Origin of the sequence: Pseudonocardia sp. NPDC046786, from assembly GCF_040645415.1 — a bacterium.
In the GTDB taxonomy this organism is placed as follows: domain Bacteria; phylum Actinomycetota; class Actinomycetes; order Mycobacteriales; family Pseudonocardiaceae; genus Pseudonocardia; species Pseudonocardia kongjuensis.
The window spans coordinates 52,839-78,352 of sequence record NZ_JBEYYF010000007.1; the positions used below are offsets into that span (position 1 = coordinate 52,839).

19 protein-coding genes and 1 pseudogene are annotated in these 25,514 nt (G+C 75.1%); 11 read left to right on the forward strand and 9 right to left on the reverse strand.

Going from position 1 to position 25,514, the window contains the following annotated elements; all coding sequences use genetic code 11:
• Positions 1 to 22: 22 nt before the first annotated feature.
• Genes ABZ881_RS10865 through ABZ881_RS10880 form a run of 4 tightly spaced genes read right to left on the reverse strand, consistent with a single transcriptional unit; the run spans position 23 to position 4,361 of the window.
• Positions 23 to 829 (reverse strand): ABC transporter ATP-binding protein, encoded by an 807-nt coding sequence (locus ABZ881_RS10865; protein ID WP_358483663.1) that lies wholly within the window; start codon positions 827 to 829, stop codon positions 23 to 25.
• Positions 826 to 1,965 carry an iron ABC transporter permease gene (locus tag ABZ881_RS10870; protein WP_358483664.1) on the reverse strand — a complete coding sequence of 380 codons (1,140 nt, stop codon included), beginning with the start codon at positions 1,963 to 1,965 and terminating at the stop codon, positions 826 to 828. The genes ABZ881_RS10865 and ABZ881_RS10870 overlap by 4 nt, the downstream gene beginning before the upstream one ends.
• On the reverse strand, positions 1,962 to 3,137 hold the full coding sequence (locus tag ABZ881_RS10875; RefSeq protein ID WP_358483666.1) for an ABC transporter substrate-binding protein: 1,176 nt from the start codon (positions 3,135 to 3,137) through the stop codon (positions 1,962 to 1,964). The genes ABZ881_RS10870 and ABZ881_RS10875 overlap by 4 nt, the downstream gene beginning before the upstream one ends.
• 24 nt (positions 3,138 to 3,161) lie before the next feature.
• Positions 3,162 to 4,361 carry a cysteine desulfurase-like protein gene (locus tag ABZ881_RS10880; RefSeq protein ID WP_358483668.1) on the reverse strand — a complete coding sequence of 400 codons (1,200 nt, stop codon included), beginning with the start codon at positions 4,359 to 4,361 and terminating at the stop codon, positions 3,162 to 3,164.
• An 80-nt stretch (positions 4,362 to 4,441) separates the two neighbouring features.
• On the opposite strand from ABZ881_RS10880, the gene ABZ881_RS10885 reads away from it, so the two are divergent.
• Positions 4,442 to 5,698: an Ig-like domain-containing protein gene (locus ABZ881_RS10885; protein WP_358483669.1), complete on the forward strand. Its 1,257-nt coding sequence runs from the start codon at positions 4,442 to 4,444 to the stop codon at positions 5,696 to 5,698.
• A gap of 13 nt (positions 5,699 to 5,711) precedes the next feature.
• Here ABZ881_RS10885 and ABZ881_RS10890 read toward each other — a convergent pair whose 3' ends face one another.
• The 3 genes from ABZ881_RS10890 to ABZ881_RS10900 all read right to left on the reverse strand — a co-directional run bounded on the left by ABZ881_RS10890 (position 5,712) and on the right by ABZ881_RS10900 (position 8,667).
• Entirely contained in the window at positions 5,712 to 7,319 is a 1,608-nt protein-coding gene (locus ABZ881_RS10890; protein ID WP_358483671.1) for an AMP-binding protein, read from the reverse strand.
• Between the two features lie 82 nt (positions 7,320 to 7,401).
• Positions 7,402 to 7,875 (reverse strand): MarR family transcriptional regulator, encoded by a 474-nt coding sequence (locus ABZ881_RS10895; protein WP_358483673.1) that lies wholly within the window; start codon positions 7,873 to 7,875, stop codon positions 7,402 to 7,404.
• A 24-nt stretch (positions 7,876 to 7,899) separates the two neighbouring features.
• A complete protein-coding gene (locus tag ABZ881_RS10900; RefSeq protein WP_358483675.1) occupies positions 7,900 to 8,667 on the reverse strand; it encodes an enoyl-CoA hydratase-related protein in 768 nt (255 codons plus the stop codon).
• Positions 8,668 to 8,732: 65 nt separating this feature from the next.
• Between ABZ881_RS10900 and ABZ881_RS10905 the strand changes: the two genes are divergently transcribed.
• From ABZ881_RS10905 to ABZ881_RS10915, 3 genes are all read left to right on the forward strand, one after another.
• Positions 8,733 to 9,884, forward strand: coding sequence for an MBL fold metallo-hydrolase (locus tag ABZ881_RS10905; protein ID WP_358483677.1), 1,152 nt, complete (start codon positions 8,733 to 8,735; stop codon positions 9,882 to 9,884).
• Positions 9,885 to 10,157: 273 nt separating this feature from the next.
• Positions 10,158 to 10,499 (forward strand): Lsr2 family protein, encoded by a 342-nt coding sequence (locus ABZ881_RS10910; protein WP_358483678.1) that lies wholly within the window; start codon positions 10,158 to 10,160, stop codon positions 10,497 to 10,499.
• 124 nt (positions 10,500 to 10,623) lie between these two features.
• On the forward strand, positions 10,624 to 12,159 hold the full coding sequence (locus tag ABZ881_RS10915; protein ID WP_358483679.1) for an acyl-CoA synthetase: 1,536 nt from the start codon (positions 10,624 to 10,626) through the stop codon (positions 12,157 to 12,159).
• Here the strand turns inward: ABZ881_RS10915 and ABZ881_RS10920 are convergent.
• Positions 12,150 to 13,391 (reverse strand): MFS transporter, encoded by a 1,242-nt coding sequence (locus ABZ881_RS10920; RefSeq protein WP_358483681.1) that lies wholly within the window; start codon positions 13,389 to 13,391, stop codon positions 12,150 to 12,152. The genes ABZ881_RS10915 and ABZ881_RS10920 overlap by 10 nt on opposite strands.
• An 86-nt stretch (positions 13,392 to 13,477) precedes the next feature.
• Here ABZ881_RS10920 and ABZ881_RS10925 point away from each other — a divergent pair, with 86 nt between their 5' ends.
• The 6 genes from ABZ881_RS10925 to ABZ881_RS10950 are packed head-to-tail and all read left to right on the forward strand — an operon-like array spanning position 13,478 to position 21,601.
• Positions 13,478 to 14,632 carry a GTP-binding protein gene (locus tag ABZ881_RS10925; RefSeq protein ID WP_358483683.1) on the forward strand — a complete coding sequence of 385 codons (1,155 nt, stop codon included), beginning with the start codon at positions 13,478 to 13,480 and terminating at the stop codon, positions 14,630 to 14,632.
• An 11-nt stretch (positions 14,633 to 14,643) separates the two neighbouring features.
• Entirely contained in the window at positions 14,644 to 16,071 is a 1,428-nt protein-coding gene (locus ABZ881_RS10930) for a pyridoxal-dependent decarboxylase (protein ID WP_358483685.1), read from the forward strand.
• A 46-nt stretch (positions 16,072 to 16,117) separates the two neighbouring features.
• A complete protein-coding gene (locus ABZ881_RS10935) occupies positions 16,118 to 17,875 on the forward strand; it encodes an ABC transporter ATP-binding protein (RefSeq protein WP_358483687.1) in 1,758 nt (585 codons plus the stop codon).
• On the forward strand, positions 17,872 to 19,668 hold the full coding sequence (locus tag ABZ881_RS10940; protein WP_358483689.1) for an ABC transporter ATP-binding protein: 1,797 nt from the start codon (positions 17,872 to 17,874) through the stop codon (positions 19,666 to 19,668). Before ABZ881_RS10935 ends, ABZ881_RS10940 begins: the two co-directional genes overlap by 4 nt.
• A 34-nt stretch (positions 19,669 to 19,702) precedes the next feature.
• The gene (locus tag ABZ881_RS10945; RefSeq protein WP_358483691.1) at positions 19,703 to 20,689 is read left to right on the forward strand and encodes an ABC transporter substrate-binding protein; all 987 of its coding nucleotides are present in this window, start codon (positions 19,703 to 19,705) and stop codon (positions 20,687 to 20,689) included.
• Between the two features lie 57 nt (positions 20,690 to 20,746).
• On the forward strand, positions 20,747 to 21,601 hold the full coding sequence (locus ABZ881_RS10950; protein WP_358483693.1) for an alpha/beta hydrolase: 855 nt from the start codon (positions 20,747 to 20,749) through the stop codon (positions 21,599 to 21,601).
• On the opposite strand, the pseudogene ABZ881_RS10955 reads toward ABZ881_RS10950, so the two are convergent.
• A pseudogene (locus tag ABZ881_RS10955) lies at positions 21,585 to 23,260 on the reverse strand (serine hydrolase domain-containing protein). The gene ABZ881_RS10950 and the pseudogene ABZ881_RS10955 sit on opposite strands and share 17 nt — an antisense overlap.
• Before the next feature lie 100 nt (positions 23,261 to 23,360).
• On the opposite strand from ABZ881_RS10955, the gene betT reads away from it, so the two are divergent.
• Entirely contained in the window at positions 23,361 to 25,514 is a 2,154-nt protein-coding gene (gene betT, locus ABZ881_RS10960) for a choline BCCT transporter BetT (RefSeq protein WP_358483696.1), read from the forward strand.

Genomic DNA, 25,514 nt, shown 5'->3' on the forward strand with positions numbered 1-25,514 from the left:
CCGGCCGCGGCCGCAGCGGCGGTCAGGCCCCGGCGCCGGACCGCAGCCGGAACGTGCCCGAGCCCGGATCGAAGACCAGCTCGTCGGTGTCGAAGGCGGCACCGACCGCCCCGGAGGCGGCCAGCTCGCCCGGGGTGCCGGTGACGATCCCGCCCGCCCCGTCGAGCAGCCAGGCCCGGTCGGCCAGCCGCAGCGCCAGCTCCAGGTCGTGGGTGGACAGCAGCACGCACAGGTCCTGCTCGCGGGCCAGCCGGCGCAGCAGCCCGAGCAGGGCCACCCGGGCGGCCACGTCGAGGAAGGCGCTCGGCTCGTCGAGCAGCAGCAGCGACGGCCGCTGGGCCAGCGCCCTGGCGACCATCATCCGCTGCCGCTCGCCGTCGGAGAGCCGCACCAGCGGGCGCCCGGCGAGCGGCCCGGCGCGGACGGCGTCGATCGCGGAGTCGACGGCGGCGTCGTCGGCGGGGCCGAGCACGCCACCGGCACCGGTGTGCGGCAGCCTGCCCAGCTCGACGACGTCGCGGCCGGTCAGCAACCCCGGGTCGGGCCGGTCGGTGAGCACCACGCCGACCCGCCGGGCCCGGGCCGGCGCCCGCAGCGCGAGCAGGTCGTCGCCGTCCAGGGTCACCGAACCGCCGAGTGCGGGCTGCAGCCCGGCGAGGGTGCGCAGCAGGGTGGACTTCCCGGCGCCGTTCGGGCCGAGCAGCACGGTCAGCTCGCCGCGCCCGGCGACGGCGTCGACGCCGGACAGCACCGGCGTGCCGCGGCCGCGGCGCAGCGCCCGCTCGGCCCGGTACCCGACGGTCAGCCCGGCCAGCACCAGCCCGCTCACCAGGCGCCCCCGCCCAGCCGCCGGGAGCGCAGCAGCACCGCGACCACCACCGGCGCCCCGACCAGCGAGGTCACCACGTTCAGCGGGATCACCGTGCCGAACCCGGGCGGGTGCGCGACGATCGCGCAGGCCAGCCCGACGACCGCCCCGGTCAGCGCGGTCGCGGGCACCAGCACCCGGTGCCGCGACGTGCCGACCGCCATCCGGGCCAGGTGCGGCACCGCGATCCCGAGGAAGCCGATCGGCCCGCAGAACGCGGTGACCGTCCCGGCCAGCACGGCCGCGACGACCAGCACGCTCAGCCGCACCCGGCCGACGTCGACGCCCGCGGTGCGCGCGTAGTCGTCGCCGAGCAGCAGGCCGTCCAGCGGTTTGGCGAGCAGCAGCACCCCGAGCAGCCCGGCACCGACGACCGCGGCGAGCACCGGCAGCTCCCCGCGGGCCACCCCGCTGACGCTGCCCAGGCCCCACATCAGGAACTGCTGGGCGGTGTCCGGGTCGGTCCACACCAGCAGCAGGCTGACCACGGCGGTGATCGCCGAGCCGATCATCACGCCGATCACCAGCAGCGCGGTCACCGAGCGGGCGAACCGGGACAGCAGCAGCACCAGGCCGAGCACCAGCCCGGCGCCGACCGCGGCCGCCCCGACCATGCCGAGCCGGCCGCCGGGGACCGGCGCCGCGCCGAGCCCGCCGGTGGCGAACGCGGCGGCACCGGCGGCCGCGCCGAGCGTGGTGATCAGCGCGACGCCGAGCGCGGCGCCGGCGCTGACGCCGAGCACGTAGGGCTCGGCGAGCGGGTTGCGGAACAGGGTCTGGGTGAGCAGCCCGGCCGTGCCGAGCGCCGCCCCGGCCAGCGCCGCGGTCACCGCGCGCGGCACCCGCAGGTCGGTGACGAGCAGGTCCAGCCGTGGATCCGGGGAGCCGACGCCGAGCAGCGCGGACAGCGTCCGGGCCGGGCCGATCACCACCGAGCCGGTCGACACGGCGAGCGCGAACAGCAGCAGCGCCCCGGCGGCGAGCAGGCCCAGCACCACGGCGGCGCGGCCGCCGGAGCGCTGCGCGGAGCGGTCCGGTTCGGGTACCGGGGACGGCGTGGCGCCGGCCACCGGGCGCCGGGGCGCGGCACCGGTCATCCGGTGGGCACCTGCCGGTAGTAGACGAACTCGTGACCGGGCAGCAGCTCCGGGTGCAGGATCGCGACCAAGTCGGCGAGGATCTCGTCGGGGTGCAGCACGCCCCGCTCGTAGATCTGGTTGCCGCCGGTCGGGCCGAGGAACCGGTCCCGGGTCCAGACCTGCCCGTCCGGGCCGGCGGCCGCGATCGAGGTCAGCCGGGGATCGGTAGCGGCGATGTCGGCGGTGGTCCGCCACGGGCCGTCGGCGAGCCAGATCCGGGCGTCGCCGTCCTCGGCGAGCACCGACTCCAGGGTCTGCGGCAGCCGCCCGGTGCTCTGCGCCCGCTCCCCCGACCAGGACGCGCCCGCGTCCCGGAACAGGATCCCGGCCGTCGAGTCGCCCGCGGCGACCGGCCAGCTGCCCTGGTAGGGCTGACCGGCGACGATCGACGTCGGCTCGGTGCCGCGGACCCGGGCGGCGAGCTCGGTGTAGCGCTGCTCGATGCCGTCGAACGCGGCGGCGGCCTCGGCGTCCCGCCCGGTCAGCGCGCCCATCACCTTGATCCACTCGGCCTGCCCGAGCGGGCCGGTCTCCAGGTAGTCGGCCCAGCCGACGGCCGGGATGCCGGCCGCCGCGAGCGCGGGCAGGGCCGGGTCGTCCTCGCCGCCGGTGAGCAGCACCGGCGGGTCCTCGGCGACGACCCGCTCGGCGTCGATCGCGAAGTTCCGGCCGAACTCGACGGCGGCGCCGGACTCGACGTGCGCGCGCACCGCCGGGTCGCTGATCAGGTCGAGCGAGCCGACCCCGGTCAGCCGGTCCAGCACGTCCAGCTCGGTGATCATCGGCAGCTGGGTGGTGGAGTAGGCGAAGATGCCCGCGACCGGGGTGCGCAGCACCGGGGCGTCGGTCAGCTCGGCCGGGAGGACCGGGGCGTCCTGCTCGCAGCCGAGCAGCACCACCGACTGCAGGGCGCCGCCCGGGTAGGGCTGCCGGACGGTCAGCACCCGGTAGCCGTCGCCGCCGGCGATCTCGACGTTGGTGGCGTAGGAGAACGGCACGCCGGTGGTGGGGGCGTCGCCCGCCCCGGGGACGCATCCGGCGGCCTGCTCCGGGGGGACGGCCGGTGCCGAGCACCCGGCGAGCAGCAACAGGGACAGCGACGCGGCGGCGAGCCACCGAAGGCGAATCACCTGAACAGTCTCACATACATCGGGTCAGGCCCCGACGAGCCCGGACAGGGCGTCGAGAAGGCGGTCCACATCGGAGTCGTCGGTGTAGCAGGCCAGTCCGATCCGCAGCGCCCCGGTGTCGCCGAGGCCGAGCCGGCGCGAGCACTCCAGCGCGTAGAACGACGAGGCGGGGGCCGCGATCCGGCGCTCGGCCAGGTACCGGTACACCTGCTCCGGCGGGTGGCCGTCGACGGTGACCAGCAGGGTCGGCGTCCGGCACGCGGCCCGCGAGCGCACGGTCACGCCGGGCAGCCCGGCCAGGTGCGCCTCGATCCGCTCCCGCAGCGCCAGCTCGTGGGCGGCGACCGCGGTCATCGACGCCTGCAGCCGGGCCCGCCGGTCCCCGCGGGCGCCGGTGTCGAGGCCGGCCAGGAACTCGATCGCCGCGGTCGTCCCGGCCAGCAGCTCGTAGGGCAGGGTGCCCAGCTCGAACCGCTCCGGCACGGCGTCGGAGGAGGGCAGCAGCTTGGCCGGGTGCAGCGTCTCCAGCAGGGCCGGATCGGCGGCGAGCACCCCGCAGTGCGGGCCGAGGAACTTGTACGGCGAGCAGGCGTAGAGGTCGGCGCCGAGTGCGCGCACGTCGATCGGCTCGTGCGCGGTCAGGTGCACGCCGTCGACCATCAGCAGTGCCCCGGCGGCGTGCACCGCCGCGGCGATCGCCGGGACGTCCGGGCGGGTGCCGACCAGGTTCGACGCGCCGGTCACCGCGACCAGCCGGGTCCGGTCGGACAGCAACGGGGCGACGTCGTCCAGCTCCGCGGTGTCCGGGTCGAGGTCCAGCCACCGGACGGTCACGCCCGCCGCCTCCGCCGCGAGCACCCAGGGCCGGATGTTCGCGTCGTGGTCGAGCCGGGTCACGACGATCTCGTCCCCCGGCGCCCAGGTCGCCGCGAGCGTGCGGGCCAGGTCGAAGGTCAGCGCGGTCATGCTGCGGCCGAACACCACGCCGCGCGGGTCGGTGCCGAGCAGGTCGCCGATCGCGGCCCGGGCGCCGTGCACGATCGCGTCCGCGGCGCGCTCGCCGACGGTGATCGTGCCCCGGTTGGCCAGCGGGGAGGTGAGCGCGCCGGCCACCGCACCGGCGACCACGTCGGGCACCTGGGAGCCGCCGGGGCCGTCGAAGTGCGCGATACCGGCCCGCAGTGCCGGGAACCGGCTGCGGATGGCGGCGACGTCGTAGCTCATGGCACCAGCCTCGCATCCGGTGATCGAACGGTGACGTGTCGGTGACCCCGTGTGGGTGACGCACGGGGGATCATCTCCTCATGTCCAGGTCCTGGGAGCGCTCGCGCGGCCGGCACACACCGCGCCGGCGGCGGTCGCTGCACCGCCGCAGCCTCGCCCTGCTCACCGCGGGGCTGCTGGTGTTGGTCGCCTCGGTCGCCGGCGCCACCGCGGCGGTCGCCGGCGGCGGTTTCGGCGAGTCGATCGCGCGCAACCTCGCCGGGGCTGCGGCGCCGGAGCCGCAGGTACCCGCGTTCGTCACGACCAGCCCCCGGCCGGGCCCGCCGGTCGCCCCGCGCGGTCAGGTGCGGGTCGCGGCGAGCGTCGGGCACCTGGAGGGCGTCGCGCTGACCGGCGACGACGGCCCCGTCCCCGGCGTGCTGTCGCCGGACGGCCGAAGCTGGACCGCGTCCGCGCCGCTGGACTTCGGCAGCAGCTACCGCTGGTCGGGCACCTGGGTGCTCGACGACGGCACGCGCCGTCCGCTCGCCGAGGACGCGTTCAGCACGGTCGACCCGGACGACGAGATCGAGGCGCGGCTCAACATCCGCGACGGCGCCGAGGTCGGCATCGCCGCGCCGGTCGCGCTCAGCTTCCCGGCGGACCTGTCCGACGAGGCCAAGGCCGCCGTCACACAGTCCCTCTCGGTGGAGACGTCCACCCCGGTGGAGGGCGCCTGGCGCTGGATGCCCGACGACGCCGACGGCTCCCGCGTGCACTACCGGCCGAAGGAGTACTGGCCCCCGGGCACCCAGGTGCGGGTGCGGGCCTCGCTGCGCGGGCTCGACCTGGGCGACGCCGGCTGGGCCACCGCCGACGTCGACCGGTCGTTCACCATCGGCACCGGCCGGATCGTGAAGGCCGACACCCGCAGCCACCAGATCGCCGTCGTCGAGAACGGCCGCGAGATCGCCCGCTACGACGCCTCCTACGGCCTGGAGTCCGATCCGAACCGGGTCACCCGCTCCGGCGTGCACGTGGTGATGGCCAAGTCGGAGAAGGTCCTGATGACCAACGAGGCGTACGGCTACGTCGACCAGCCGCAGTACTGGGCGGTCCGGATCTCCAACAACGGCGAGTTCATCCACGCCAATCCGGCGTCGGCCTACGCGCAGGGCAACCGCAACGTCAGCCACGGCTGCATCAACCTGTCCACCGCGGACGCGAAGGAGTTCTTCGCGATGGCCACCTTCGGTGACCCGGTGGAGGTCACCGGCAGCTCCGAGCCGCTCACCGCACGGGACGGCCTCTACCACGACTGGACCATCCCGTGGGACGAGTGGCGGTCCGGCTCCTGAGCCCCGCCGCGGGTCAGGAGCCGATCCGGTGCTCCTGGCCGGCCCACGCCGCGTCCCGCAGCACGAACTTCTGGATCTTGCCGGTGGACGTCTTCGGCAGCTCGGTGAAGGTGACCCGCTTCGGCGCCTTGAACCGGGCCAACCGGCCGCGGACGTGCTCGACGATCTCCTCCTCGGTCGCCGACGCACCGTCCTGCAGGGTCACGTAGGCGGCCGGCACCTCGCCCCAGCGCTCGTCCGGGATCGCGATCACCGCGACCTCCAGCACCGCCGGATGATCGGCGATGGCCTGCTCCACCTCCACACTCGCGATGTTCTCGCCGCCGGAGATGATGACGTCCTTGGAGCGGTCCCGGAGCTCCACGTAGCCGTCCGGGTGCATCACGCCGATATCGCCGGTGCGGAACCAGCCGTCCGGCGCGGCGTCCCGGGTGGCCTGCTCGTCGTCCAGGTAGCCGAGCATGACGTTGTTGCCGCGCAACGCGATCTGCCCGGCGGTCGTGCCGTCGGCCGGCGCGTCCCCACCGTCGTCGGTGATCACCCGCACGACCTGCGAGATCAGGTTCCCGACGCCCTGGCGGGCCTTGAGCCGGGCCTGCCGGTCGCCGTCGAGGTCGTTCCACTCCGGGCGCCAGTCGCACAGCATCGCCGGGCCGAACGTCTCGGTCAGCCCGTAGAGGTGGGTGACGTCGAAGCCGAGCTCGGCCATCCGGCGCAGGATCGCCGGGCTGGGCGGCGCGCCGCCGGTCGCCACCCGGACCGGGGTCGACACCGGCGCCGCCTCCGGCGCGTAGGCGATCATCGACAGCACCGTCGGCGCGCCGTTGAGGTGGGTGACGCCCTGCTCCCGGACCAGCTCCCAGATCCGCGTCGGCTCCACCCTCGGCAGGCAGACGTGCGTCGCGGCGGCCGCCGTCACCGCCCACGGGAAGCACCAACCGTTGCAGTGGAACATGGGCAGCGTCCACAGGTGCACCGACGACGGCGTCAGCCCGGTGTGCCCGACCATCGCCAGTGCCTGCAGGTAGGCGCCCCGGTGGTGGTACATCACGCCCTTGGGGTGCCCGGTCGTCCCGGACGTGTAGTTGATCGACAGCAGCGACCGCTCGTCGTCCGGGGTGACGGCGGTGGGCTCGCCCCAGCTGATCAACCGCTCGTAGTCGTCGCCGACCCGCACCACCTGCGGCGGCTCGTCGAGCCCGGCCAGCGCCTCGGCGACGAGCTCGTCGAACACCGGATCGTGCACCAGCACCGAGGCCCGCGAGTGGCGCAGGATGTAGCCGACCTCGCCCGCCGAGAGCCGGGTGTTGACCGCGACCAGCGGGGCGCCCGACCACGGCACGCCGTAGGTGGCCTCCAGCGCGACGTGCGTGTTCGGCGCCAGCACCGCCACCGGGCGGCCGCCGTGGATCGCGGCGAGCCCGCCGGCCAGCTTGCGGCACCGCTCGTGCAGCTCGGCGTAGCTGAACCGCAGGTCCCCGTCGACGACGGCGATCCGATCGCCGTGCGCGGCCGCGGCCCGGTCCAGGAACGACGTCGGGGTGAGCGGTTCGAACGACAGCCCGGTGAGATCGGCGGGGACACCGGCGGGATGGGGGATGCTGACGGCGCTGTCGTTCATGACAGCACCTTCCCCCGGCGGGGAACCGGTGCGCAATCGGCCGGTCGTCGCGTCCCCGTGTCACGCACCGGGCGCCCGGGGGTCAGCCGGAGCCGGTGCCCATCGCGGCCCGGTGCTCGCGGACCAGGTCGGTCATCGCGACCAGGAACCGGGCGACGGCGTCGAGCTCGGCGTCGTCGAAGTCGGCCAGCAGCGCATCCATCCGGCTGCCCAGCGGCCCGAAGAACGCGGCGCCGATCCCGGCCGCGCCACCGGACTGCCGCAGGGTGATCCGGCGCCGGTCCGCCGACTCCCGCCCGCGCCGCACGTGACCGACCCGTTCGAGCCGGTCGACGAGCGCGGTGGTGGCCCCGGTGGACAGGCCCAGCCGGGCGCTCAGCACGCCCGGCGTCAGCGGGTCGCCCGCCGAGTCGGCCCGCATGATCGCGAGCAGCGCGTGCAGATCGGTGGGGTGCAGCCGGTGCCGGCCGGCGAACACCTGGCCGAGCAGCCCGGACTCGCCCGCGTAGTCCTGCAGCAGTGCGACCAGCTCGTCGCGTCGGGCCCGGGCCGCCATGCCGCGAAGCCTATCCGGCCCCGGTCAGCGGCCGGTCCAGCGCGGCGGCCGCTTCTCCAGGAACGCGGCGACCCCCTCGGCCCGGTCCTCGGATCGTTCGATCGCGGCCGTCGCGACGTCGGTCGCCGACCAGCCGCGCGCGTCCGGCTCCGACACGACCCGCTCCAGCGCGCGCAGGGTCACCGACACGGCGAACGGCGAGTTCTCGCAGACCTGCCCGGCCAGCTCCAGCGCGGCCGCCTCCGCCGTTCCCGGCTCGACCAGCTCGTTGACCAGGCCGAGATCGTGCGCCCGCCGCGCGCCGATCGGTCGTCCGGTGACCAGCAGTTGCTTGGCGACGTTCAGCGGGAGCGGGCGCGGCGTGCGGAACAGCGCCCCGCAGTTCGCGACCAGCCCGCGGGCGACCTCGGGGAGCCCGAAGCGGGCCCCGGTGCCGGCCACCACCATGTCGCAGGCCAGCACGATCTCGAACCCGCCGCCGTACGCGACGCCCTCGACGGCGGCGATCAGCGGCCGCCGCCGGTCCCGCCGGACGACGCCGTAGTTCCCGCCGCGCGGGGTCGGCCCGCCCGAACCCGCGGCCAGGTCGGTCCCGGCGCAGAACGCCGTGGCGTCCCCGCTGAGCACCCCGCACCAGAGGTCCGGGTCGTCGTCGAGCTCGTTGAGCGCCTCGTCGAGCGCCGCCGTCATCGCCGCGTCCACCGCGTTGCGCTTGCCCGCCCGGGTCATCCGGACCAGCAGCACGTGCCCGTGCCGCTCCGTCCGCACCCGCGGTTCCGTCACGTCCGTCACGTCCGGCAGCGTAGGCGCGGGCGGGCCCCGGGCGTCGCGGCCGCGGTGTTCGTACTGTGGTGATCGTGTCCCGCAACTCCCACCACTCCCGCACCGCCACCGCCCGGGCGCTGACCACGGCGACCGCCCTGACCGCTCCCCTGCTGGCCCTGGCCGGGCTCGGCCTGCGCGTGCGGCGGAACATGGGCGCCTCCCGCGCGCAGCTGCGCCGGGTCACCGGCCGATCGCCGAACGCGGTCGACGGGATCTTCGCCAACACCGAGCCGGGCCTGCCCCGGGCGAAGGCGTCGCTCCGGATGCTGCTCAACATGATGCGCAGCCGGACCACCGAGGGCGTGCCGCCGGGCCCGGTGCCGATCGCCCCGTTGGAGCAGGTCGCCGAGCCGGCCGGGCTCGCGGCCACCTGGCTGGGGCACGCCTGCGTGCTGCTGGAGATCGACGGGGCGCGGGTGCTCGTCGATCCGGTGTGGTCGGAGTACGCCACCCCGGTCCCCCGGCTGGGCCCGCGCCGGATGCACCCACCGGTCGCCCCGCTCTCCGCGCTCGGCGAGCTCGACCTGGTGCTGCTCACCCACGACCACTACGACCACCTGGACCGGCCGACGGTGCTCCGGCTGGCCCGCGACACCCGGGCGGTGTTCGTCGGCCCGCTCGGCGTCGGCGCGCACCTGCGCGCCTGGGGGATCCCCGGACACCGGGTCGTCGAGCGCGACTGGGACGACGTGGTGCAGGTCCGCGGCCTGACCCTGACCTGTCTGGAGACCCGGCACTTCTCCGGCCGCGGGATCCGCCGCAACACCACGCTGTGGGCGGCCTGGAAGGTGGCCGGCCCGGAGCACTCGGTCTATCTCGCCGGGGACACCGGGCCGAGCCGGGTGCACGCCCGCACCGGGGCCGGGCACGGCCCGTTCGATCTCACCGTGCTGCCGATCGGCGCCTACGCCGATCTGTGGCCGGACGTGCACGCCGATCCGGAGCAGGCCGTCGCCGCGCATCGCGACCTGCGCGGGCGGGTGCTGCTCCCGATCCACTGGGCGACATTCAACCTGGGCTTCCACCCGTGGGACGAGCCCGCCGAGCGGGCCCGCAAGGCGGCCGCCGCGCAGGACGTGCTGCTGGCGCTGCCGCAGCCGGGGCGGCGGATCGACCTGTCCGGGCCGGCCGGTACGCTGCGCGACACGGTCCCGACCGAGCCGTGGTGGCCGACGCCGCGCTGATCGGGGCAGGCCTCCCGGACCCCTCCGGCACCCCCGGCGCCTGCACCTTTCCGCCGATTCCACCTCACCCGCACGCCGTATCCACACTTCGGCCGGTAACAACTCCGGTGCTTTTCCGCGAGGGGTTCGACAGGGCACATCGGCATCCCTTACTGTTCTGCTCGGAAAACACTTCACCGCGGTTCCGGGGGTTCCCGGCGGGATACCGACTCGCACCAGCGGTGACGATTCATCCGCTCGGATGCCCGAGATTCCCCCGGAAGGAATGACGACGTGGCGCAGCAGACGACGATCACGCTGATCGACGACATCGACGGCTCCGAGGCCGACGAGCAGGTGGAGTTCGCCGTCGACGGCCGCGCCTACGAGATCGACCTGTCCGCCGCGAATGCGGAGCGACTGCGCGAATCGCTCGCCCCCTTCGTCGCTGCGGCGCGCCGCGCGGGCGGTCGCCGGAGCGCGGCGCCCGCGGCGTCGTCGTCGAACGGATCCAGTGCGTCCGAACGCGCCGCGAACCGGGCCGTGCGCGAATGGGCGATCGCCCAGGGTATGAAGATCTCGGAGCGCGGGCGTATCCCGTCGTCGGTTCTGCAGGCGTATCAGAACGCGCACTGACCGCTTCCGCGGGCCACCGGCCCGCGGCGCGGGAATCGGCGCGTGCCGGCCCGGGGGCGCCGGATGGCAGGATCGGCGGCGGAGAGTCCGCGCGACACCGCGCGACCGACGACGAGAGGCCCCGATGTTCCCTGGCACGCACGCCGCGACCACTCCCGACAAGCCGGCCGTGATCATGGGTGGATCGGGCGCGACACTCACCTTCGCCGAGCTGGAGGAGGGTTCGGCCCGGCTCGCGAACTACTTCCGTGCGGCGGGCCTGCGGGAGGGCGACGTCGTCGCGCTGATCTCGGACAACACCCCGCGGCTGTACGAGGTCTACTGGGCCGCGCAGCGGTCCGGGCTCTACGTCACCGCGGTCAACCATCACCTGTCCGCCCCGGAGACCGCCTACATCGTGCGGGACTGCGGGGCGAAGGCGCTGATCGTGTCGGCCGGGGTGGCCGGTCTGGCCGCCGCGGTCGAGGAGCACGTCGAGGTGCCGGTCCGGCTCGCGTTCGGCGGTGAGATCCCGGGCGCCAGCGGTTACGCGGACTACGACGCCGAGCTGGCCGGGGTGTCCGCGGAGCCGCCGGCCGAGCAGCCGCGCGGCGCCGACATGCTGTACTCCTCCGGCACCACCGGGCGTCCGAAGGGGATCAAGCCCGCGCTGCCGGGCCGCCGGGTCGACGAGGCCGGCGACACCTACCAGGCGCTGTTCGGGCCGATGTACGGGTTCGACACCGACACCGTCTACCTCTCCCCCGCGCCGCTCTACCACGCCGCGCCGCTGCGGTTCTCGGCCACCGTGCAGGCGCTGGGCGGGACCGTCGTGGTGATGGAGCGCTTCGATCCGGAGCAGGCGCTGGCGCTGGTCGAGCGGCACTCGGTGACCCACTCGCAGTGGGTGCCGACGATGTTCGTGCGGATGCTGAAGCTGCCCGAGCAGGTCCGCTCGGCGTACGACCTGTCGTCGCTGCGGGTGGCGATCCACGCCGCCGCGCCGTGCCCGGTCGAGGTCAAGCAGGCGATGATCGACTGGTGGGGCCCGGTGCTGCACGAGTACTACGCCGCCACCGAGGCCATCGGGATCACCTTCATCGACTCGGCCCAGTGGCTGGACCGGCCCGGCTCGGTCGGCCGGGCCGGCCTGGGCACCATCCGGATCTGCGACGACGAGGGCTCCGAGCTCGGGCCGGGCGAGGTCGGCACGGTCTACTTCGAGCGGGACGTCCGGCCGTTCGAGTACCACAACGACCCGGGCCGGACGCTCGCCGCGCAGCATCCCGAGCACGAGAACTGGACGACGACCGGCGACCTGGGCTTCCTCGACGACGACGGGTTCCTGTTCCTCACCGACCGCAAGGCGTTCACGATCATCTCCGGCGGGGTGAACATCTACCCGCAGGAGGTCGAGGACGCCCTGGCGCTGCACCCGAAGGTGCTCGACGTCGCGGTCATCGGGGTGCCCGACGAGGAGATGGGCGAGCAGGTCAAGGCCGTCGTCCAGGCGTCCGACGGGATCGGGACCGGGCCGGAGCTGGAGCGCGAGCTGATCGAGTTCGTGCGCGGCCGGATCGCCCACTACAAGGCGCCGGCGTCGGTGGACTTCACCGACTTCCTGCCGCGCACGCCGACCGGCAAGCTGGTCAAGCGGGAGCTGCGCGACCGCTACGTCTGAGCGCCGGGCGGCCGGCGCCGCGGGTAGCGGCCGCGGGCCAGCGCCGCGACGATCCCCAGCGGCACCGACACCACCAGCGCGGCGAGGAACAGCGCGGGGAACCGGCCGGCGTCGGCGAGCGGGGCGCCCAGCGCGGTCCCGGCCGAGCTGCCCAGGAACAGGGCGGTGGCGAACAGCGCGACCGCGGTCGCCCGTGCCTGCGGGACGACGTCGGTCGCCCAGGTCTGCAGGGTGGAGTGCAGGAACGCCCAGCATCCGCCGAGCATCAGACCGGCCACGGCGACCGTCACGGGGTGTACCAGGAGCATCGGGCCGATCCAGGCCGCCGCCAGGAAGCCGCCGCCGGTCCCGGCGAGCGCGGGGGCCGGGACCCGGCCGACCAGCCGTCGCACCACCCGGGAGAACAGCAGGGCGCCGACGCCGTAGCCGCCCGCGGCGATCCCGGCGAGCGCGGCCGTGCTGCCGCCCGCCTGCAGGGCGGGCGCCAGGTAGGTGAGCACGCCCAGGACGACGGCGCCCTCGACGAAGGCGAGCGCCAGCACGACCAGCGCCCACCGGTTGCCGAGCACCGTGCCGACCGGACGCAGGATCGTCCACCAGCGCCGGTCGCCCGGCTCACCGGTGCCCGCGCCGGCGGCCGGACCGGGCTCGGCCGGGACCGGTTCGGGCAGGGCGCGCAGCGCGACCAGCAGCACGGCGGCGGCGGTGGCCGTCGTCGCGAACACCGCGCGCCAGCCGGCGAGATCGGCGAGCAGCCCGGCGCCCGCGGTGGCCAGCGCCGTCCCGACCGCGGTCGCGGCGAGCAGGTCGGACAGCGGGCGCTGCCGGACGGCGGCCGGCCAGGAGTCGCCGACGTAGACCAGGGTGGCCGGGATCAGCGCCGCGGTGCACGCCCCGGTGAGCACCCGGGCGACGACCAGCACGGCCAGCGTCGGGGCCAGCACCGACGCGATCCCGCCGAGGACGGCACCGACCAGCGCGATCCGCATCACCCGGACCCGCCCGATCCGGTCCGACAGCACTCCCCACACCACCTGCATGAGCCCGTAGGCGAGGAAGTAGCCGCCCGCCGCGCCGGCGGCCGCGGCGAGCGGGACGCCGAACGACACCGCGATCGGCACCAGCAGCGGCGCGATCGCGAACCGGTCGCAGGTGCTGGTCAGGGCGGCGAGCTGCAGCAGCCGCAACCGCCGGGGACCGTCGGCGACCGCGTCGGTGGGTGGGGTGCTCACCACTGCACCCTGCCCGGCGCCCCCGCCGCCCCCCGCACCGGGCCCGCGACACCCACCACTAAATGAATGTCGTTATCATTATGGTCATGGCCGATCCGCGCGTCCCCGTCACGATCCTGTCCGGCTTCCTGGGCGCCGGGAAGACGACCCTGCTCGACCGGCTGCTGGCCGGCCGGGACGGGCGCCGGATCGCGGTCGTCGTCAACGACATGAGCGAGGTCAACATCGACGCGGCGCTGGTGGCAGGCCAGGGCACGCTGCACCGCACCGAGGAACGGCTGGTCGAACTCACCAACGGCTGCATCTGCTGCACCCTGCGCGAGGACCTGCTCACCACGGTCGGCGAGCTGGCCGCCGAGCGCCGCTACGACCACATCGTCGTCGAGTCGACCGGGATCTCCGAGCCGATGCCGGTCGCCGCGACCTTCGAGTGGGAGTTCGACGACGGCACCGCGCTGTCCGACGTCGCCCGGCTCGACACGATGGTCACCGTCGTCGACGCCGCCACCTTCGAGACCCATCTGACCAGCGAGGACTCGCTGCTCGACCGCGGCCTGCAGGCGGCTGAGGGCGACGAGCGGACGCTGTCGGACCTGCTCGCCGACCAGGTCGAGTTCGCCGACCTGCTGGTGCTCAACAAGACCGACCTGGTGCCGCCGCACCGACTGGGCCGGATCGAGTCGCTGCTGCGCCGGATGAACCCGGGCGCCCGGGTCGTGCGGGCCGTGCGCGGCGCGGTGCCCGTCGCCGAGCTGCTCGACACCCGCCGCTACGACCCGGGTGCCGCCGCCCGCACACCGGGCTGGGCCCAGGAGCTCGCCGGCCCGCACACCCCAGAGGCCCCTGAGACCCCTGAGTACGGCATCGCCTCGGTGACCTGGCGGTCCGGCAGGCCGTTCCACCCGGCCCGGCTGCTGGACGCGCTCGGCGACTGGCCCGGCCTGCTGCGCAGCAAGGGCTTCTGCTGGATCGCGACCCGGCCGGACGTCGCCGGGCTGTGGTCGCAGGCCGGGCCGAACATGGCGCTCGATCCGTCCGCCCCCTGGTCGTCGTTCGACGGGCCGCGCGGGCAGGAGCTCGTGTTCATCGGTCTCGGCCTGAGCCGCGCCGACGTCACCGGACGGCTCGATCCGGCCCTGCTCACCGACGACGAGCTGCTCGCCGGCCCGCGGGCCTGGCGGGAGATGCCCGATCCGCTGCCCGAATGGGACCTCACGGCACTGCACGTGCACCCCGGGTAGCGTCCCGCTGCGTGCCCGACCTGACCCCGGACGAGTTCCGCGCCCTCGGCCACCTGTTCGTCGACGCGGTCGCCGACTCCCGGGCCGGGATCGAGCGGCATCCGGTGCGCGACGTCGTGGCCCCCGGCACGGTCCGGGCCCGCTTCCCGCGCGAGGCCGCCGAGGCGCCCGCCCCGCTGGCCGGGTTCCCCTCGCTGGTCGAGTCCGTCACCGGCGACGCCGACACCCGCTGGCAGCATCCCGGGTTCCACGCCTACTTCCCCGCGAACGCCTCGCTGACCTCGCTGCTCGGCGACCTGCTCAGCGGCGGCGCGGGGGTGCAGGGCATGCTCTGGTCGACCTCGCCCGCCTGCACCGAGGTGGAGCAGGCGATCACCGACCAGCTCGCCAGGGCGCTCGGGCTGCCGGAGACCTTCACCCACGACGGCGGGGGCGGCGGCTCGATCCAGGACTCGGCGTCGTCCGCCGCGCTGGTCGCGCTCACCGCCGCCCTGCACCGCACCGCACCCGATCCGGGGACGGGCTGGCGGGCCCGCGGGGTGACCGGCCGGGAACGCGTCTACGTCTCCCCCGAGACGCACTCCTCGCTGGCGAAGGCGGTCCGGGTGGCCGGCCTCGGCGCGACCGGGCTGCGCACCGTGCCCTGCGCGCCCGGCACCGGCGCGCTGGACCCGGCCGCGCTGGCCGCGACGATCCGCGCCGACGTCGACGAGGGCCTGGTCCCGGTACTGGTCTGCGCCACCGTCGGGACCACCTCGACCGGATCGAGCGACCCGGTCGGCGACGTCGTCACCGTCGCCGCCGCACACGGCGCCTGGGTGCACGTGGACGCCGCCTGGGCCGGCGTCGCGGCGCTGTGCCCCGAGCACCGCTGGGTGCTCGACGGCGTGGCCGGCGCCGACTCGTTCTGCACCGACGCGCACAAGTGGCTGCTCACCGCGTTCGACGCGTCGCTGCTCTGGGTGCGCGACGCCGGTGCCCTGCCCGCCGCGCTCTCGATCACCCCGGCCTACCTGCGGGACTCCGCGTCGGACTCCGGTGCGGTGGTCGACTTCCGGGACTGGCAGGTCCCGCTGGGGCGCCGGTTCCGCGCCCTGAAGCTGTGGGCGGTGCTGCACGGCCAGGGGCTGTCCGGGTTGCGCGACCACCTGCGCGGGCACGTCGCGCTGGCCGGGGAGCTCGCCCGCCGGGTCCGCGGGCACGACGACCTGGAGCTGGCCTGCGAGCCGGTGCTGTCGCTGGTCTGCCTGCGGGTCGCCGGCGACCGGGACGGCTCGGCGACCGCGGCGCTGCTCGGCCGGGTCAACGCCGACGGCCGGGTGTTCCTCTCCGGCACCGAGCTCGACGGCCGGCAGGTGATCCGGGTGGCGTTCGGCGCCGTCGGCACCACCTCGGTGCATCTCGACGTGCTCTGGCAGATCCTCACCGGGAGTACCTGACCGCCCGGTAACCAGGTGGTTGCGAAGGCAAGGTTACCCTCTCCGGGTGATCGGGTCGGCGCAACAGTCCCCGCTCGGAGCGGTCTCCGGGAAGGACGTCCTCCGTGGGTCGCTGCGGGCGTTCCGGGGCCGGATCAGCGTGGCCGCGGCGCTGTTCTGCACCCATCAGGCCGGCGAGGCGCTGGTGCCGCTGCTGGTCGGGGTGATCATCGACCGGGCGGTCGCGACCGGTGATCCGGTGGCCCTGGCCGGCTGGCTCGCCGCCCTGGCGCTGGACTTCCTGCTGCTCTCCTTCTCCTACCGGCTCGGCGCGCGACAGGCCTGGCACGCCGACGCCTGGGCGGACGCCCGGTTGCGCCGGCTGGTCGCCGGCCGGCTGCTCCATCCCCGCGGCGGCGGCGAGTCCGGCAGGCTGCCCGGGGAGCTGACCGGGATCGCGGTGTCGGACAGCAAGCGGGTCGCCGAGCTGAACACGGCGCTGCCGCTCGGGCTGGCCGCGATCGCCGCGGTGACCGTCGCCGCGGTCGCGCTGCTCACCATCGATCTCTCCCTCGGGCTGCTGATCCTGCTCGGCACGCCGCCGCTGCTCTGGCTGGTGCAGCTGGTCGTCCGGCCGCTGGAGCGGCGCTCCGGCCCGGAACAGGAGCGGGCCGCCCGGGCCGCCGGTACCGCCGCCGACCTGGTGTCCGGGCTGCGGGTGCTGACCGGGATCGGCGCCCGCCCGGCCGCCGTGCGGCGCTACCGAGGCTCCTCCCGCGACGCGCTCGCCGCGACCCTGCGGGCGACCCGCGCCGAGGCCGGCTTCCTGGGCGCCGTCCAGCTCACCAACGGGCTGTTCCTGGCGGTGATCGCCCTGGTCGGCGGGCTGTCCGCGCTGAACGGCTCGATCACCGTCGGCCAGCTCGTCTCCGCCGTCGGGCTGGCCCAGTTCCTGGTCGGCCCGCTGCAGATGTTCGGCTTCGTCAGCGCCCGGTTGGCCCAGGCCAGGGCGTCCGCCGCCCGGATCGCCGCGGTGCTGTCCGCGCCCGCCGCGGTCGGCGACGCCGCCGCCGGGCTCCCCGATGCGAACCCGGACGCCGGGCCCGGCGTGCTCTCGCTGCGCGGGGTCCGGCTCGACGACCCGGCACCGGGAAGCAACACCGACGGCAGCAGTACCGCGGGGATCGACCTGGACGTCAGCCCGGGCGCCCCGGCGGCGCTGGTCGCGGCCGATCCGGAGGACGCGGCGCGGCTGCTCGGCTGCCTGGCCCGCGAGGCCGAGCCCGCGACGGGCCGGATCACCCTGGACGGTGTCCCGCTCGACGCCTGGCCGGCCGAGGTCGCCCGGGGGGCGGTGCTGGTCGCGGCACACGACGCGCACCTGTTCGCCGGGTCGCTGCACGAGAACGTGGTGGCCGGCGCACCGGCGGGCACCGATCCGCGGCGGGCGATGACGGCGGCCGCCGCCGACCAGGTCGCCGCCACCCTGCCCGCCGGTGCGGACACCGACGTCGCCGCCCGCGGCCGCTCGCTGTCCGGCGGGCAGCGGCAGCGGATCGCGCTGGCCAGGGCGCTCGCCGCGGACGCCCCGGTGCTGGTCCTGCACGACCCGACGACGGCGGTGGACGCCGTCACCGAGTCCCGGGTCGCCGAGGGCCTCGCCGCGCACCGCGCCGGACGGAGCACGCTGCTGGTCACCACCAGCCCGGCGCTGCTGGCCCGGGCGGGCAGCGTCGCCTTCCTGGTGCAGGGCCGGGTAAGGGCCCGCGGCACGCACGCCGAGCTGATGGCCGATCCGGACTACCGCGCGGTGGTGACGGCATGAGCCAGGTGCTGCTGCCGATCGCGTCCGGCCGGCGGATCCGCGCGGTCCTCGCCGAACTGGGCCGCCCGCACCGCGGCACCGCGGTCCTCGCGCTCGCCGTGCTGGTGGCCGGCGCCGCGGCGAGCCTGCTGGCCGCACCGCTGCTGGGCGAGATCGTCGACCGGGTCGCCGACGCCGGCGGGTCCGGCGGCGCGGCCACGATCCTGCCGCCGGTCCTCGGACTGGCCGCCATCGCCGTCGTCCAGGGTGTGCTGGCCGCGCTCGGAGTGGCGCTGGCCGCCCGGTTCTGCGAGACGCTGCTCGCCGGTCTGCGCGAACGGTTCGTCGACCGCGCCCTGCACCTGCCGCAGGCCCGGGTGGAGGCGGCCGGTTCGGGCGACCTGACCTCCCGGGTGACCGACGACGTCCAGGTGGTCGGCGAGGCCGTCCGCGAGGCCGTCCCGGCGCTGGCCCGCGCCGCGCTGCTCGTCGCACTCACCCTGGTCGCGCTCACCGTCCTGGACTGGCGGTTCCTGCTCGCCGCACTGCTCGCCGTCCCGGTGCAGGTGTGGACCGCGCGGTCGTTCCTGGGCCGCTCCACGCCGGTCTACACCGCGCAGCGGATCGCCGGCGGCGCCCAGCAGCAGATGCTGCTCGACACCGCGGCCGGGCTGCCCACGGTGCGCGCGTTCCGGCTGCACGAGCGGCACGCCGGCGCGGTCGCCGAGCGGGCCGCCGAGGTGGCCCGGCTGGTGGTCACCGTCGTCCGGATGCACACCCGGCTGTTCGCCCGGCTCAACCTGGCCGAGTACATCGGGCTGGCCGCGGTGCTGGTCACCGGGTTCTGGCTGGTGTCGACCGGCGGCGCGACGATCGGCACGGCCAGCGCCGCGGCGCTGTACTTCGTGAACCTGTTCACCCCGATCAACATCGTGCTGTTCCAGCTGGACGCGGCGCAGACCGCGATGGCAGGGCTGCGCCGGATCGTCGGCGTCGCCGACCTGGACCGGCCCGCCGATCCGGCGACGCCGGCCGTCCCGCAGGGCTCCGGGCTGCGGGTCCGCGGGCTCACCCACCACTACGTCGACGGTCATCCGGTGCTCGCCGGCGTCGATCTCGACGTCGCGCCCGGCGAGCGGGTGGCGCTGGTCGGGGCCAGCGGTGCCGGCAAGTCGACGCTGGCCGGGATCGTCGCCGGGGTGCACTCCCCCGCCGCGGGCACCGTCGAGATCGGCGGCGTCCGGCTCACCGACATCGCGCCGGACCGGCGGCGGGACGCCGTCGTGCTGGTCACCCAGGAGTCGCACGTGTTCGCCGGGACCCTGGCCGACGACCTGCGCCTGGTCCGGCCGGACGCCGGGGAGGCCGAGCTGCTCGACGCGCTCGACCGGGTCGGCGCAGGCGCCTGGGCCCGCGCGCTGCCGGACGGGCTGGACACCGTCGTCGGCGACGGCGGCCACCGGCTGCCGGTGGTCGCCGCCCAGCAGCTGGCGCTGGCCCGCGTCGTGCTCGCCGGTCCGCGCCTGCTGGTGCTCGACGAGGCCACCGCCGAGGCGGGCAGCGCCGGCGCCCGGGTGCTCGAGGACTCGGCCGAGGCGGCGCTGTCCGGCCGGACCGGGCTGGTCGTCGCGCACCGGCTCAGCCAGGCCGCCGCCGCCGACCGGGTCGTCGTGCTCGACGACGGCCGGGTCGTCGAGCAGGGCCCGCACGACGAGCTGGTCGCCGCAGGCGGCCGCTACGCCCGGCTGTGGGACGCCTGGTCCGGCGCCCGCGGCCGGGACGGCGGTGCCCCGGGCGACCCCACACAGACGTGATCCGCACCGGGCGGATCGTCGGAAAGGACCGGTAATGCCCCGTTCACTGCTCCGCACGGCCGCTGCCTGTGCGGTCCTGCTGCTCGCCCTCGCGGGCTGCTCGTCGGGCACCGAGGAGCAGCCCGCCGAGGCCGGCGGCACCCCGCCGTCCGGGTCCTTCCCGGTGACGCTGGAGCACGCCTTCGGTTCCACCACCATCGAGGAGCAGCCGCAGCGGGTGGTCACCGTCGGCTTCAACGACGCCGACTTCGCCCTCGCCGTCGGCGTGCAGCCGGTCGGGGTCCGGGAGAACCTCGGCGACTACGACTACGAGCAGCGCCCGTGGGCGCAGGAGGCGCTGTCCCGGGGTCCGGCCCCGCAGCTGCTCTCCGGCACCGACATCCCGGTCGAGCAGGTCGCCGCGCTGCAGCCCGATCTGATCCTCGGCGTCTACTCGTTCATGGACCAGGCCACCTACGACGCCCTGTCGCAGATCGCGCCGACCGTCGCGCAGGGCACCGTGGACGGCACGAACCCGGCGACCTGGGACGAGCAGACCCGGATCACCGGGCAGGCCACCGGCCGCACCGCGGAGGCCGAGCAGGTCATCGCCGACACCCAGGCCCGGTTCGACGAGGCGATCCAGGCGAATCCCGAGTTCGCCGGCAAGACGCTCAAGCTCGGCTTCTACATCGAGGGCACCCCGTACGACATGGGCACCGACGACCTGCGCGCCCAGCTGTTCCAGGGCCTCGGCTTCGACGTCCGGCCCGACTCGCAGACCCTCTCGCTGGAGGAGCAGGGCCTGCTCGACGCCGACGTGCTGACCGTGCTGGGCCGCTCGCGCGCCGAGTCCGAGGCCGATCCGGTGCTCCGTGCCGTCCCGGCGGTCGAGCAGGGCCGGATCGTCTACCTCGGCGCGTTCGACACCGAGTTCGCCGCCGCGCTGGGCTACTCCAGCCCGCTGTCGCTGCCGTACGCCATCGACGACGTGTCGCCGAAGCTCGCCGAGGCGCTCGCCGGGACCCCGGCCGGGAGCTGACCGGAGGCGGCCGCCGGTAGCCTCGGCGGCGGACCGGCTTGAGCGAGGGGGACCGAGGTGTCGATCTACGACGATGAAGCCGCCGGGCGGGAGGTGCGCGACTGGTGCACCGCGCGCCTGACCGCCGACGGCGCCGTCCTCGACCGGAGCGTGGTGGCCACCACGCTCGGTGCCACGCACGTCACGCTGGCCGGTACGGCCGGGCCGTGGGTGCTCGTCCTCCCCGCTGCCGCGGAGAGCGCGGCGGTTCTCGGTGGGCTGACCGGCGCGTTGGCCGAGAGCCACCGGGTCGCCGTCGCCGACCTGCCCGGAGAGCCCGGGCTCAGCCACGACGAGCCACCCCACGACGACCTCGTCGGGCGTTTCGACAGCTGGGTCTCCGAGGTCGTGGCGGCGGTCACCGACGAGCCCGTCGTGCTGGTCGCGGACGGTCTCGGCGCCACGGTCGCCCTCTGCTCCACCACCGACCGGGTGCGCGGTCTGGTCGCGGTCTCCCCGGCGGGCGTCAACGAGTACCCGGGCGATCTCGGCTACGCGTTGCGCGAGCTCCGGCTCGGGCTCTCGCCCACCGAGGCGAACGCGGACCGGCTGCTGCGCCCGTTCTACGGGACCGCCCTGCCGCCCGACCACGATCTGCTCCTCGAGTGGACGATGCTGCTGGCCCGCACGATCTGGCCGAGCGAGCCGCCGGCGTTGCTGCCGAACGCGGTGCGGCGTCGCTGGCGCGACACCCCGCACCGGGTGCTCGTGGGCGAGCACGATGCGATGCACCGTCACGACCGGATCGCCCGCCCGGTGGAGGCGCTCATGGGCTCCGGCGTGCGGGTGCTGCCCGGGGTCGGTGAGGCGGCGGTGCACGAGGCCCCCGGCGCCGTCGCGGAGATCGTCCGGGAGCTCACCGCCGCGCCGTGATCCCGGGCGGGCCGGGTCGTTCCGGCGACCGCCCGCGCTCCGCCCTCGCCGCCCCTGAGCGGGCTACCAGCGCGGCGGTCCCACCTGCCATCAGGACCAGCGCCAGCACCCCGCTCAGCGGCAGCACCCACAGCACCAGCGTCCACGCCGTCGCACTCGGCGGGCCCGCGAGCAGCGACAGCGCGGGCAGCAGCAGGATCCCGGCGCCGACCGCGAGCGCGGGCAGCGCCACCACCCGCCGGCGCCCGCCGAGCCGGGCGGCCCGCCGCCGGGCCCGCAGCACCGCCGTGCCCAGCAGCGCCGCGGCCAGGATCGTCAGCCCGAGCAGCGCCAGGTTCAGCGGCCGGTACGGGTCGTCGATCGGCATCCCGGGGGCACCGTCGGCGCGGGCCACGAGGTCCGCGGCCAGCGCGCCCGGGTTCCCGCCCGACGCGTCGGTGAGCACGAACGCCGCGGACCCGGCCGACGACAGCTCGATCCCGCTGGACCAGGTCGCGAGCGCGCCGCCGTGCAGCACCCGGGTGCGGCCGTCGTCCGCGGTCCGCACCGACCAGCCCAGCCCGTAGCGGCCGTCGGTTCCCGGGGACGGTGTGTGCGCCCCGCGCAGTGCCGCGCCGGACAGCAGCCGGGTGCCGTCCGCCGCCGTGCCGTCGCCGAGCTGGAACCGCACCCACCGGGTCAGGTCCGCCGCGGTGCTGACGACGCCGCCGTCCCCGGCGCAGAACGACGGAATCTCGGGCGCCGCGACCTGCACGCCGAGCGCGCCCACGTGCCCGCGGGCCAGTCCGGGGACCGCGGCGTCGCACCGGTCGGTCGCGACGGTCGAGTTCATCCCGAGCGGCGCCAGCACCGCGGCGTGCAGGTGATCCCCGAACGGCCGTCCGGTGACGACCTCGACCAGTCGCGCCGCCACCACGTAGTTGGCGTTCAGGTACTGGTGCACGGTGCCGGGGTCAGCGGCCAGCGGGACCCGGGACAGGCGCTCGACCAGCGCGGCCGCCGAGGCGGCCGGGGCAGCGCGAACTCGTCGACGTCCTGGTTGGACAGCCCCGAGGTGTGCGCCAGCAGGTGCCGCACGGTGACGTCCCCCGCGCGTGGGTCCGCGACGGCGAACTCCGGCAGCGCCGCGGCGACCGGCCCGTCCAGGTCGATCCTGCCCGCCTCGGCCAGCTGCAGCACCGCCACCGCGGTGAACGCCTTGCTCATCGACGCGATCCGGAACGGGGTGTCGGCGGTGACCGGGGCACCCTCCGAGGTCACGCCGTGCGGCACGGTCGTGACGGCACCCTCCCGGTCGACGAGCACGGCGACCGTCGCGGGCACTGCGAACCGATCCGCGTACGCGTGCACCGCGGCCCGGGGCCCCGGACCGGCCGGCGCAGCAGCGGTCTGCGGCACCGCCGCCGGAGCCAGGGCGACGGCGACGGTGGCGGCGACCAGGACGAGCGGCACAGCAGCGACACCGGCCGGGCGGCGGCCCGGGCGGCCTGCACGGCTCCGGCGGGTCGGGATGGTCATCGGTCTCCTCGGTGGGTGCACGGCGTCGGTGATCCACCCTCGCCCCGCGCGCGGCGCCCGCGTATCGGGGGCGTCCCCGGCCCGCCCCCGAGAGCACCCCTGAGCGAGCGACCGGGCGCAGACGGTCATGCGTCCGGTCATCGCTTAACGATGCGTCCCATTCGTTACCCGGATCGGATGGCAGACACCTTTCGACGTGAATAGGGTCGGTCCGTTTGTCCATCCGAGGAGGTTCGACCCGATGAGCGACAGCCCGTCCGTCGAGACGGAGTCCGGATCCGGTGATGCACGCCCGGACGAGCCGAGCGTCCGGCTCAACAAGCCCGTCTTCTACGGTTCGGCGATCGGCGTGCTCGTCGTCGCGCTGTGGGCGATCCTGTTGCCGGACAACGCCGACGCCGTCATCGGTGCGCTGGTCGGGGTGATCGCGACCAGCTTCGGCTGGTTCTACATCCTGGTCGCCTCCGTGGTGCTGCTGTTCGTGCTGTTCCTCGCGCTCTCGCCGTACGGCTCGATCCGGCTCGGGCCGGACCATTCGAAACCGGACTATTCGAACCTCTCCTGGGCTGCGATGCTGTTCGCCGCCGGGATCGGCACCGACCTGATGTTCTTCTCGGTCGCCGAGCCGATCACACAGTTCACCGCGCCGCCGGTCGGCGATCCCGAGACGATCGCCGCGGCCCGCGAGGCGACCGTGTGGACGCTGTTCCACTACGGCCTCACCGGCTGGGGCATGTACGCGCTGATGGGCATCGCGCTGGCCTACTTCGCCTACCGGCGCGAGCTGCCGCTGTCGATCCGCTCGGCGCTCTACCCGCTGATCGGCAAGCGCGTCTTCGGCCGGGTCGGGCACGCGGTGGACCTGGCCGCCGTGCTCGGCACCATCTTCGGGATCGCCACGTCGCTGGGCATCGCCGTGGTGCTGCTCAACGTCGGGCTGAACGTGATGTTCGGCGTGCCGCAGGGGCTCGGCGCGCAGATCGCGCTGGTCGCGGTGGCCGTGGTGATCGCGACGATCTCCGCGGTGTCCGGCGTCGACCGGGGCATCAAGCGGCTCTCCGAGCTGAACGTGGCGGCCGCGCTGCTGCTCGCCCTGTTCATCCTGGTCACCGGGAACACCTCGTTCCTGCTCAACGCGCTGGTGACGAACCTGGGCGACTACCTGTCCAGCTTCCCGGCGCTGACCATGGAGACCTTCGCGTTCGAGCAGGCGAACCCGGACGTCGCCGAGTGGCTGAACCTGTGGACGCTGTTCTTCTGGGCCTGGTGGATCGCCTGGGCGTCGTTCGTCGGGCTGTTCCTGGCCCGCATCTCGCGCGGCCGCACGATCCGCCAGTTCGTCGTCGGCACCCTGGTGATCCCGTTCTTCTACATCCTGTTCTGGATCTCGATCTTCGGCAACGCCGCCCTGGAGAGCGTCCGCGGCGGCAACACCGAGCTGGCCGACGCGGCGGTGAACGCCCCCGAGACCGGCTTCTACATGCTGCTCGAGCAGTACCCGTGGTTCCCGTTCCTGGCCGGCCTGGCGACCCTGACCGGGCTGCTGTTCTACGTGACGTCGGCCGACTCCGGCGCGCTGGTCATGGCGAACCTGACCTCCTACCGCAAGACGCCGCGGGACGACGGCACGCCGGCCAACCGGATCTTCTGGGCGGCCGCGACCGGCCTGCTGACGCTCGGCATGCTGTTCGTCGGCGGGATCACCACCCTGCAGAACGCGACGGTGATCATGGGTCTGCCGTTCGCGTTCGTCATGGTGCTGGTGATGTTCGGCTTGTTCAAGGCACTACGGCTGGAGCGGTACCGCTCGCAGAGCAAGCAGTCCAGCCTGCCCGCGCTGCTGTCCGGCCGGAGCCGGCCGGGCGGATCGACCAACGGCGACGGCGACGCGGCGGGCCGGGACTGGCGGGTCCGGCTGCGCCGCACGATGGGGCACGCCGACAGCCAGGGCGCCGACCTGTTCCTGTCCGGGACCGCCACCTCGGTCCTGGAGGAGGTCGCCGCCGAGCTGCGCGGCCAAGGGGTGCCGACCGTCGTCCAGCGCTGCTCGGACGAGGACGCCCCGGAGATCGAGCCGGGCGAGGAGCGCCCGGACGGCATGCAGCCCCTCGAGCTCGTCGCCGACGTGCACGAGAGCCTGCCGTTCGTCTACCGGCTGGTCCCGCGGATCACCGGGCTGCCCCGCTACGAGCTCGATCCCGGTGCCGCGGACGGGGCCGATCCGGCCGAGCGGGCGTCCTGGACCGACCACCACCGGGTCGAGGTGCACCTGCACGGCGGCGGCCAGGGCTACAACGTGATGGGCTACAGCTACGGGCAGCTCGTCGACGACCTGCTCGACCAGTACGAGCAGCACCTGGAGCTGCTGCGGCTGGAGCGGGAGTCCGCTCCGTAA